We start from the raw sequence: 10,941 nt of genomic DNA on the forward strand, positions 1-10,941 counted from the left end.
GGGATGGCTGGTCTCGACGAAGAACGGGTGACCGGCCTTCGACCGCGCGAAGGTCAAGGCCGAGAGTGTCTCGACCGAACGCTTCGGCGCTTCGGACAAGAGCTTTGGGGCAGGTCAGCCGAGCCGGGCTGCGACGTCTGCCCCTTCCCGTACGAAGACCGGGATGCGCTCCAGTGGTGCCTCGGCGTCGAGCATCGTTCCGCCCTCCAGCACGCGTCCGGTGGCCGGGTCGAGCCAGCGGGCGCCGGACGGCAGGTACACCCGGCGGGTCCGGGCACCCGTCTCGTACACGGGTGCCACCAGCACGTCGGGGCCGAGCAGGAACTGGTCGCTCACGTCCCAGGCGTGCTGGTCCTCGGGGAAGTCGAAGAACAGCGGGCGCATCGGCGGGGCCCCGGTGCGGTGGGCGTCCTCGGAGAGCCTCCTCAGGTATGGGCGCAGGCGCTCACGCAGCCCCAGGTGGTCGCGGAGGATGCCGTAGGCCTCCTCCCCGTACGACCAGACCTCGTTCGGCCCACCGGTCATGTCCGCGGAGAAGGTGGGGTGATGGGGGCTGCGGTCCCCGTGCAGCCGCATGACGGGGCAGAAGGTGCCGTACTGGAACCAGCGGATCAGCAGTTCGCGGTACGCCGGGTCGTCCGGGTCGCCGCCGAAGAAGCCGCCGATGTCGGTGTTCCACCAGGGAATGCCGCTCATCGCGACGTTCAGCCCGGCCCTGATCTGACGGGCGAGGGAGCCGAAGGTGGCGGGGATGTCGCCGGACCACAGCAGGGCCCCGTGCCGCTGGCTGCCCGCCCACGCGGAGCGGACCAGCGACAGCGGCCGGTCCTCGCCCGCCGCGCGCAGGCCGTCGGCCACTGCCCGGGTGTGCAGCACGGGGTAGAGGTTCGCGACCTCGGCGGCCGGCCCGGCCGCGTAGACGGCGCGGTCGGCGAGGTCCCGGGGCAAGTCGGGCTCGCAGGCGTCCAGCCAGAAGCACGCCACGCCCAGCGAACGGTAGTTGTCGTTCAGCCGCTGCCACAGCGCGGCTCGTGCTCCGGGGTGGGTGGCGTCGTAGTACGCCATGGGGCTGATCAGCGCGTCCCCGCTGAACCGGGACGGCCACGGGAAGCTGAGCAGGCCGCCACCCGCGTCCCGTACCAGGTGTCCGGCCGAGCGCAGTTCGTCGTGCGTCTCACTGCCGGGCTCGACGGTGGGCCACACCGAGACGGCGAGTTTCACCCCGAGGTCCGTCAGCTCCTTGACCATGGCGGCGGGATCGGGCCACTCGCTCTCCTCGAAACGCCAGTCGCCCATCCTCGGCCAGTGGAAGAAGTCGCAGACGATGACGGACAGCGGCAGTCCGCGCTCCTTGTACTGCCGTGCCACCGCCAGGAGTTCGTCCTGGGTGCGGTAGCGCAGTTTCGACTGCCAGAAACCGGATGCCCACTCGGGCAGGAGGGGCGGGCGTCCGGTGGCCCGGGTGTAGGAGTCCAGGATCTGGGCCGGGGTGTCGCCGGCGGTGATCCAGTAGTCGATGCGCCCGCCGGCGTCGGCGGTCCACCGGGTGGTGTCGGCGCCCAGTTCGACCCGGCCGGTGGCGGGGTTGTTCCACAGCAGTCCGTAGCCGCGCGAGGAGTGCAGGAAGGGGACGGCCGCCACGGTGTTGCTCTGGACGAGGTCGATCACGCAACCCTTCTGGTTCAGGCGCCCGTTGGGGTTCTGCCCCAGGCCGTGCAGCCGTTCACCGTCGTACGCCTCGAAGTGCTGTTCCGTCCGGCCGCCCGCCGCGTGGACGCGAGGGCCGCCGGGCGGCCCGTACGGGCCCTTGTCGGCGAGGAGTTCGCGGCCCGAGACGGCGTGGCTGAACCTCAGCCGGCCGTCCGCCGAGGCCTCGGCCACGAGGCGGCCGTTGACGAGGCGGGCACAGCCGTCGTCCGATACGGACAGTTCGGCGTGCGGGGCGGGCGAGGGGCTCTCCAGCGCACCGGGGGCTGCGGGGTCGACGGTCCCGGACGAGGCCCGCACCCGGACGGCGTCGGGTCCCCAGGGCTCGATGCGGAGAATCTCTGCGGCGGTGTGCCGTTCCAGACCGCCGGCGCGGACGATGTAGGACAAGGTGATTCCTCTGTTCTTCTCAAGTTGCGGGTGAGTACGGCCGGTCGCCGAACATCGGCGTGGTATGTGCTTTCCGCAGCAGGAGCAACGACCTGGATCCAAGGCTGTCTGCCCCAGCGCCCGGAGCCGGGCGCTGGAGTCGGCGAGCATCCGACGGCAGAACGCAAGGTGGTCCTGGGCTGAAGTCCAGGCTGCCGCCTGCTGCGGCGTAACCGGCGGCGAGGTCGCTGTCCGGGCCGGTGTCGCCGCCGAAGGCGAGGGAGACCAGCTCGGCGGCCGGGTAGCCGAAGCGGCCGTCGGCCGGGGCCAGGGTGTGCAGTCGGGCGGTGATCGCGCCCAGTTCCCGGCGGAGCAGGGCCCCCGCGTCGGCGGAGAGCTGCTCGCCCGCCTTGTCCCACGGAGTTCCCTCCAGGAGCGACAGGACGATGAACTCCTCTTCCGCGTGGAGAAGTTCGGGCACCGGAACTGTCCTCCCGGTAGCGCTGCGAGCCGCCGGTGGACCATCGTCTCCGTCCCGAGGATGCCCCGCTCGTACCGCAGTACCGGTGCGTCGGCCGGTGGCGCAAGCTTGACGACGGCGGGCCTGCCATCATGCAGCAGCACGCGGTAGGCGCTGTTGAACCAGCCGTCGGTCAGCTCGTGCTCCAGACGGCACCCGATGCCGACGGAGGTGCGCAGCAGGGCGTCGAGGGCGGCGGGCGTGAGGTGACGTTTGGTGCGGCTCTGCACGGGTACCTCCGGGTGCCAGGTTTGGAGGGGGCAAGGCCCCCGCACGCCCTTGCGGGGGCGCGCGGGGCCTCGCGTCCGGGGGGCCGGCCTCAGTCCGGGTAGGGCAGCTCTGCCTCCGCGGTGCCGGGCGGGCTGACGTGCACGACGCCGTCCGGGCCGCCGGTGCGCAGCTGCCAGGAGTGCGGGCTGTCGGTGGTCACCCGCAGCAGGCCGCCCTCGCGGCGCAGGTGGAAGACGGCGGTCCGGCCGGGGCCGTCGCTGCGCGGGATCACCACGGTGCGCTCGGCGCCTTCGGCGAAGGCGTGGACCCGCAGTTCCACGCCCTCGGCCCAGGCGGAGACCGGGTGTTGGTCGTCGGCGCCGAGGGGGATGACGGAGTCGGGGCGGGCGAGCAGCGGCAGGGTGTGGAAGCCGTGCTGTTCGCGCACCCAGCGCGGGCCGGTGATCTGATTTCCCGTCAGGAAGTTGGTCCAGGTCCCCTCGGGCACGTAGTACTCGACCGTGCCGTCGTCGGTGAAGACGGGGGCGACGAGCAGGTCGTCGCCGAGGAGGTACTGCCGGTCGAGTGTGGCGGCGGCGGGGTCCTCGGGGAACTCCAGCGCCATGGCGCGCATCACCGGGACGCCGGTGGTGTGCGCCTGCTGGGCGGCGCGCTGCAGGTAGGGGGCGAGGCGGTGCTTGAGGAGGGTGAACTCGCGGGTGACCTCGACGGCATCCTCACCGTAGTCCCACGGGACGCGGTAGGACTTGCTGCCGTGCAGGCGGCTGTGCGAGGAGAGCAGGCCGAATTGCGTCCAGCGCTTGAAGACGGTGGGGGTGGGGGTGCCCTCGAAGCCGCCGATGTCGTGGCTCCAGAAGCCGAACCCGGACAGACCGAGGGAGAGCCCGCCGCGCAGTGACTCGGCCATGGCGTTGAAGTGCGATTCGCAGTCGCCGCCCCAGTGCACCGGGTACTGCTGGCCGCCGGCGGTGGCGGAGCGGGCGAAGAGCAGCGCCTCGCCCTCGCCGCGCTCGGCGCGCAGCAGCTCGAAGACGGCCCGGTTGTACAGGTGGGTGTAGTAGTTGTGCATCAACTCCGGGTCGGAGCCGTCGTGCCAGACGACGTCGGTGGGGATGCGCTCGCCGAAGTCGGTCTTGAAGCAGTCCACGCCCTGTGCGAGGAGTGTGCGCAGTTTGCCGGTGTACCAGGCGCGGGCGGCCGGGTTGGTGAAGTCCACCAGTGCCATGCCGGGCTGCCACAGGTCCCACTGCCAGACGGTGCCGTCCGGGCGGCGCACCAGGTAACCCTCGCGCATGCCCTCCTCGAACAGCGCGGACTTCTGCGCGATGTAGGGGTTGATCCAGGCGGAGATCCGCAGGCCTTGCTCCTTGAGCCGGGCCAGCATGCCCGCCGGGTCGGGGAAGGTGTCGGAGTCCCAGTCGAAGTCGCACCACTGGTACTCGCGCATCCAGAAGCAGTCGAGGTGGAAGACGCTCAGCGGGATGCCGCGCTCGGCCATGCCGCCGACGAAGCGGTTGACGGTGGCCTCGTCGTAGTCGGTGGTGAAGGAGGTGGTCAGCCACAGGCCCAGCGCCCAGGCCGGGGGCAGTGCGGGGCGGCCGGTGAGCGCGGTGTAGCGGGCCAGGATCTGCTTCGGGGTCGGGCCGTGGACGATGAAGTACTCCAGCGACTGGTCCTCGACGCTGAACTGCACCTGCCCGACCGACTCCGAGCCGACCTCGTAGCTGACCTTGCCCGGGTGGTTGACGAAGACGCCGTAGCCCCGGTTGGTCAGGTGGAACGGGATGTTCTTGTAGGCCTGTTCGCTGCTGGTGCCGCCGTCGGACTGCCAGATGTCCACCGTCTGCCCGTTCCTGACGAAGGGGGTGAACCGCTCCCCCAGCCCGTACACCAACTCGCCTACTCCCAGGGAGAGTTGGGCGAGCATGTGGTGACGGCCGTCGGCGTCGGTGACGAAGCCGGTGCCGCGCTCACCCACGGTGGTCAGCACCCGACCCTCGGCGCTGAACTCCAGCCGCCACGGCTGGGAGGTGTCGACCCGCAGCGTCAGTTCTCCGGAGCTGAGCTGCACCACCTCGCCCTTACGGTGCACTTTTCCGGCCCCCGGCTCCGCACCGAGCAGCGCGAACTCCGGCCCGCGGCGCACCGATCCGGCGTGGTGCGTGGTGCGTACCCCGATCACGCCCTCGGCCGGGGACCAGCACTCGACCGTCAGCAGCGGGCTGTTGAGCGTGTCACCGCGGCCGCGCACGTGCTTGACGGGCGCGTAGAGGGTCATCCGGTCCTCGCCGGTGCGGACGTCGGCGACCTCGGTGGCGTAGCGCGCGGTGACGCCCGGGCGCATGAGCCAGTAGCCGTCGGTGAACTTCATCGGGCAGGTTCCTCCGTCCGCGCGCGGTGCGCGGTGATCAGGCCCCGGTACCAGTGGTAGCTGTCCTTGGGGGCTCGGGTCAGGGTGTCGTGGTCGACGCGGACCGGGCCGAAGCGTTGCTCGTAGCCGCGGGCCCACTCGAAGTTGTCCAGCAGGGACCAGACGTAGTAGCCGCGCACGTCGACGCCGGCCGCGATGGTGTCGGCGACAGCGGTGAGGTGGCCGGCCAGGTAGTCGATCCGTTCCTCGTCGTGCACCTGTCCGTCGGGGGCGACGGTGTCGTCCTCGGCGGAGCCGTTCTCGGTGATCCAGACCGGCGGGAGCTGCGGGTAGCGGGCGTGGAGTCCGCAGAGCAGTTCGGTGAGCGCGGACGGGACGACGGGCCAGCCCATGGTGGTGAGCCGGGTGCCGTACGGGTTCGGCTCGGCGACGCCGATGTCCATGGCGGTGCGCAGTTCGGGGTCGTCCTCGCGGTGCGGGGCGGCCTCGACGGTGATCGGCCGGTAGAGGTTGATGCCGACGAAGTCCATTGGTGCGCCGATCAGTTGCAGGTCCCCCGGCCGGCGCCAGGGGCCGTCGGCCAGTCCCTCCCAGGTCTCGGCCTCGTGCTCGGGGTAGCGCCCGGCGAACAGCGGCTCCGTCCAGACCTCGTTGTGCAGCACCTCGGCCCGGCGCAGGGCGGCTAGTGCCCCAACAGGCAACGTTCGCCCCGTCGTGACGCCCGGCACGCTCCCCCACTGCCTTAAGGGCGTGGGAGGTGCCCCCACTCGCCGCACCGGGCACAAGCCCAAGTACGTCCAGTACGAGGACTTGCACCCGACACGCCGAGAGCACGCACCGGACGCCGCTCCTTGACGGGCAAACGTTGCCTGCCGGGGCACTTGGTCCTCGGGGTGGTCGGAGGCGGCGTGCAGCCCGTCGAGGTTGAGCGTGATGCCCACCTCACGGGCGCCGGCGGCGCGCAGCTCCCGCACGGCCAGGCCATGAGCGGCCAGCAGGTGGTGGGCGGCCGCCAGGGCCCCGCGGCCCTCCCGGGCGCCGGGCGCGTGCCGGCCCTCGGCGTAGCCGACGAAGGCGGAGCAGAACGGCTCGTTGAGCGTGATCCAGCGCTCCACCCGGTCGCCGTAGCGCTCGGCGGCAAGGGCCGCGTACTCCGTGAAAGCCCCGGTGGTCTCCCGGACGCGCCAGCCGCCGCGGTCTTCCAGGGCCTGGGGCAGGTCCCAGTGGTAGAGGGTGGCGGCGGGCGCGATTCCGGCGGCGAGCAGTTCGTCGATCAGCCGGTCGCAGAAGTCCATGCCCTTCCGATTGACCGCACCGGTGCCGTCGCGCAGCAGGCGCGGCCAGGAGATGGAGAAGCGGTAGCCGTCGACGCCGAGTCCGCGGAGCAGGGCGACGTCCTCGGGGTAGCGGTGGTAGTGGGCGCAGGCGGTGTCGCCGGTGGCGCCGCCGGGGGTACGGCCCGGGGTGTGGCTGTAGGTGTCCCAGATGGACGGGCCGCGGCCGTCCTCGTCGTGGGCGCCCTCGATCTGGTACGCCGCAGTGGCGGCGCCGAACCGGAAGCCGGGTGGCAGTTCCGGGAAGGCCAACCTACTCATGCGGCGCACCTCACTGTTCTCTCGGTGATCGGGAACGGCGGTCACAGCTCCGGTGCCAGCCCGCGGTCACGCAGCCAGGACAGCTGGACGGGCGGGTTGGAGCCGCAGCCGCCGGCGTGGTCGGCGAAGGGCCAGACGGTCATGGTGCGGTCCTCGCCCGCGTAGTGGTTGAAGGCCGCGTAGACCGTCCGGGGCGGGCAGATCGGGTCCATCAGGCCAACGCTGAACAGGGCAGGTGCGGTGGCCCGCTGGGCGAAGTGGACGCCGTCGAAGTAGTCGAGGGTGGCGAAGGTCGGCTGCAAGCGGTGCCGGCTGTGCCAGCGCAGATACTTGACGAGCTCCTGGTACGGCCCATCCAGGGATGTCTGCGCGCCCTGGAGGTAATGGCACAGGAACGGGACGTCCGGCATCACCGCGGCCACCCGGTCCCCGGTGAGCCCGGCGACGGCGAGGGCCAGGCCGCCGCCCTGGCTGCCGCCGGCCACCACGATCCGGTTGGCGTCGAGACCGGGCAGCTCTGCGACGGCGTCCACGGCGCGCACACAGTCGGTCATCAGCCGCCGGTAGTAGTAGTTCTCCGGGGAGTCGATGCCGCGGGTCATGAAGCCCTCGACCCACTGGGTGCCGTCACCCATGGTCTGGTCCGGGGTGTCGTGACCCTGTCCCCGGCTGTCCACGACGAGTTGGGCGTAGCCGACGGCAGGCCAGAACAGGTGTTCGGTTGGTAGTCCGCGGCCGCCGCAGTAGCCCATGTACGTGACGACAACCGGCAGCGGGCCCGCCACGCCGCCCGGGCGCAGCAGCCAGGCGGCCACCGGCTCGCCGTTCCAGCCGGGGAACCGTACGTCATCGACCTCGACGGTGCGCAGTCCGTACTGCGCAGTGACGACTTCGGCCTTGACCACCCCACCGTGCGAGCGGGCCTCGGCGAGGGTGCGCCGCCAGAACTCGTCGAAATCCTGCGGAATGGTCGACTCGGGCTGATAGCCGGTGAGTTCGTCGAGTCCGAAGTCGGTGACCGGCATGGGGGATTCCTCCGGGTGTTGCGAGGACGAGGTGAGGTGGTGGGGCGTCAGCAGCGACATGGGGGCCGCCTCCGGGCGGCGGGTGACGGGGTCGGAACGGATGCGGCAGCGGGCGGGTCTTCCGGCGCGCAGGCCGGGCAGGGGTGGGAGGGCGGTCCGCCCGCCCCCTCACAGGCGGACCACCGGTCTGGGGGTGGGAGGCTTCAGCCGGCCCCGCCGAAGCGGAAGGCGGTCAGCCGGAAGTCGCCGTGCAGGGTCAGGCTCAGGTCGTGCACGCCGTGGAGCGGGGCGGCGAGCTCGGCGGTGGTGCTGGTCCAGGCGTATCGGTCGCCGGTCACGGGCACCTCGATCGCGGCCAGCACCCGGCCGCCGGAGCGGACGTCGAGCCGCGCCCCGCCCGTGCCGGCGCCCTCGCGGGCGGTCTCGACCTCGATCGCGCGGGCGCCGGAGAGGTCGACCTCGCGGAAGAGGAGCCTCGCGGGCTGTGCGGGATCGGTGGGCGTGACGGCGTCGCCGTCAAAGCGGGTGGCGTCGACGATGGTGGCGTCCTCGTAGTCGTCGAACTCGACGGCCAGGATCCGGTGTTCGACGCCCGGCCGGGGTGCGGCGGGCGTCCCGGTCACGGTGAGCGGCGCGATGAGCACGGGGTGGTCGGCGCTGCGGGCGACGAGCACCTCGTAGCGGCCGGGGTCGACGGCGAAGTCCCCGGTGGCGACGGACCAGTGGGCGAGCTGCTCGGCCGACAGCCGGAAGGTCAGCTCGCGGCTCTCCCCCGGCTCCAGCCGGACCTTGCGGAAGTCGGCCAGGCGCAGCCGGGGTGCCTCGTAACGGGCCTGAAGGGCGCGGACGTAGACCTGGACCACCTCGCTGCCGGGCCGCGCTCCACCGTTCTCCAGGGTCACGGTGGCCTCGACCGAGCCGTCCTGGCCGATCGACGGGTGCGACAGGCGCAGGTCGCGGTGGGCGAAGTCGGTGTAGGACAGCCCGTGGCCGAAGGGGTAGAGGGGTACGGAGCGGTGGTACTGGTAGGTCCAGCCGGCCTTGATGATGTCGTAGTCGAGCGGTGCGGGCAGCGGGTCGTCGCCCCGGTACCAGGTCTGCGGCAGGCGGCCGGCGGGCTCGGCCTCGCCGAGCAGCACGGCGGCCAGCGCGTTGCCGGTCTCCTGCCCGCCGTGGGAGGTCCACACCACGGCGGGCAGGTGTTCGTCGGCCCAGTCGAGGGCGTAGGGGTAGCTGCTCATCATGACCAGGGCGGTGTCCGGGCGGACGGCCGCGACGGCGCGCAGCAGTTCCTCCTGCCCCTCGGGCAGGTCGATGTCCGCGCGGTCCTCGGTCTCGCGGCCGTTGATCATCGGGTGGTTGCCGAGGACGACCACGGCGACATCCGCCGTTTCGGCGGCCGACCGCGCCTCGGCGATGCCGTCGCGCACCAACTCGCGCTGCCAGTGTTCGGCCTCCTCCGCGGTCTCGGCGGTGAGGGTGACCCGGCCGCCGGCCCGGTCCACGGCGGCGTAGCGTCCGGTGAACACAGAGCGCAGCAGCACGGTGTCGGGGCCGGCCGGTTCGAGCCGGAAGGTCTCCTTGACGAACCAGCTCTTGATGGTGTCCTGATCGGCGGCCAGGGCGTCGTCGTCCTGAAGGCTGAGGTAGCGGCCGGTGTCGACGGCGCGCAGCGTGACGGCACCGCCACCCCAGTCGGTCAGGTCGAAGGCGGTTTTGCCGAGCAGTTCGCCCGTGCTGTGCGAGCGCAGGGCGATCCGGTCGGAGCCCTCCACCGGGACGATCTCGCCGCCGTGGGCGCCGAGAGCCGCGACGAGACCGGTGGCGACAGTCACCCGGTACGGCATGGTGCCGCTGTACCAGTCCTCGAAGAGGGTGTCGGCAAGCGGGCCGATGACGGCGATCCGCGGTGTGCGGGCCGGATCCAGCGGCAGCAGGCCGTCGTTCTTGAGCAGCACCGTCGACTCGGTCGCGGCCCTGCGGGCCAGGGCGCGGTGCTCGGGGCTGTCGATCACCTCGGGGCCGGTGCCCGCATACGGGTCCAGTTCCGGGTCGAACTCGCCCAGGCGGAAGCGAAGTTCGAGCTGGCGGCGAACGGCGCGGTCCACGTCGGCCTCGTCGATCAGGCCGCGCTCCAGCGCTTCGCGCAGTCGGCCGACCGGGATCCCGCTGTCCTCACCGTGGTCGGTGAAGCTGTCGATGCCGGCCTTGAGCGCGGCCGCATGGGACTCGGCGTGGTCGTCGAAGTAGTGCTCCGGGTCGACCAGGTTGGAGGGGGCCTCGGCGTCGCTGACCACGAACAGCTCGTGGCCGGTCGGCTCGGCCCAGCGGCGCAGTTCCGCCTCGATGAGCGGACTGACGTGGCAGGGGCGGCCGTTGACCAGGTTGTAGGCGGCCATCGCACCGGTCGCGGCGCCGGAGGCGACGACGGGCCGGAAGGCGGCCAGGTCGTACTCCTGGAGCACGCGCGGGCGCAGCCCGGAGGAGGTGGTGCAGCGGTCGTCCTCGTTGTTGTAGGCGAGGAAGTGCTTGAGCACCGGGGCAGAACGCAGGTAAGTCGGGTGGTCGCCGGAGAGCCCGTTGCAGAACGCCTCGCCGACCCGCGCGGTGTGCACCGGGTCCTCGGAGTAGCCCTCCTCGTTGCGCCCCCAGCGCGGGTCGCGCAGCAGGTTGAGCACGGGGGCCCAGGCCTGCAGCGAGTTGGCTCCGCGCTCCGGGCTGCCGACCGCCGGCGGGCGGTGGTAGTGGAAGGCCCGCAGCTCGGTCGAGACCGCCTCGGCGACCTCGCGCACGAGGTCCTCGTCCCAGCTGGCGCCGAGTCCGACGGCCTGTGGGAAGACCGTCGCCTCACCCAGCCAGGACACCCCGTGCAGGGCCTCGCTGCCGGTGCGGAACGCGGCGACGCCGAGGCGCGGGACGGCAGGCGCGTACTGGTGCAGCATCGCGATCCGCTCGTCGAGCGTCAGCCGTTCGAGCAGGTCGTCGACGCGCCGGCGCAGTGGCAGCGCGGGATTGCGGAAGTCCGGCAGGCCGGCTGCGGACACGGGCACGGAACTCACGTGGAATACCCCTCGGGCGAACGGGCTCGGCGGTGTGATCGAAGCGCTTCGACGCTGGCACGCT

Annotated in this window: 6 protein-coding genes; all 6 read right to left on the minus strand. The window is 71.9% G+C overall.

Annotated elements, in window-relative coordinates:
* Positions 1 to 114: 114 nt before the first annotated feature.
* Complete coding sequence (locus ACWC2T_RS27940) at positions 115 to 2,097, minus strand: glycoside hydrolase family 31 protein (protein ID WP_450673112.1); 1,983 nt, start codon at positions 2,095 to 2,097, stop codon at positions 115 to 117.
* A 19-nt stretch (positions 2,098 to 2,116) separates the two neighbouring features.
* A complete protein-coding gene (locus tag ACWC2T_RS27945) occupies positions 2,117 to 2,557 on the minus strand; it encodes a hypothetical protein (RefSeq protein WP_450673113.1) in 441 nt (146 codons plus the stop codon).
* A 358-nt stretch (positions 2,558 to 2,915) separates the two neighbouring features.
* Positions 2,916 to 5,198 (minus strand): alpha-xylosidase, encoded by a 2,283-nt coding sequence (yicI, locus tag ACWC2T_RS27950; protein WP_450673114.1) that lies wholly within the window; start codon positions 5,196 to 5,198, stop codon positions 2,916 to 2,918.
* Positions 5,195 to 6,793: a family 1 glycosylhydrolase gene (locus ACWC2T_RS27955; protein ID WP_450673115.1), complete on the minus strand. Its 1,599-nt coding sequence runs from the start codon at positions 6,791 to 6,793 to the stop codon at positions 5,195 to 5,197. The genes yicI and ACWC2T_RS27955 overlap by 4 nt, the downstream gene beginning before the upstream one ends.
* Positions 6,794 to 6,834: 41 nt before the next feature.
* Complete coding sequence (locus ACWC2T_RS27960; RefSeq protein WP_450673116.1) at positions 6,835 to 7,878, minus strand: acetylxylan esterase; 1,044 nt, start codon at positions 7,876 to 7,878, stop codon at positions 6,835 to 6,837.
* A gap of 143 nt (positions 7,879 to 8,021) precedes the next feature.
* Entirely contained in the window at positions 8,022 to 10,877 is a 2,856-nt protein-coding gene (locus tag ACWC2T_RS27965) for a glycoside hydrolase family 3 C-terminal domain-containing protein (protein WP_450673117.1), read from the minus strand.
* Positions 10,878 to 10,941 lie beyond the last annotated feature (64 nt).

It is taken from the genome of Streptomyces sp. NPDC001393 (assembly GCF_053597455.1).

What these genes read in the sequence shown, in the direction of transcription:
- ACWC2T_RS27955 (WP_450673115.1), bottom strand. Translation starts at nt 6,793, where the DNA reads ATGAGTAGGTTGGCCTTCCCGGAACTGCCACCCGGCTTCCGGTTCGGC.
- ACWC2T_RS27960 (WP_450673116.1), bottom strand. Translation starts at nt 7,878, where the DNA reads ATGTCGCTGCTGACGCCCCACCACCTCACCTCGTCCTCGCAACACCCG.
- yicI (WP_450673114.1), bottom strand. Translation starts at nt 5,198, where the DNA reads ATGAAGTTCACCGACGGCTACTGGCTCATGCGCCCGGGCGTCACCGCG.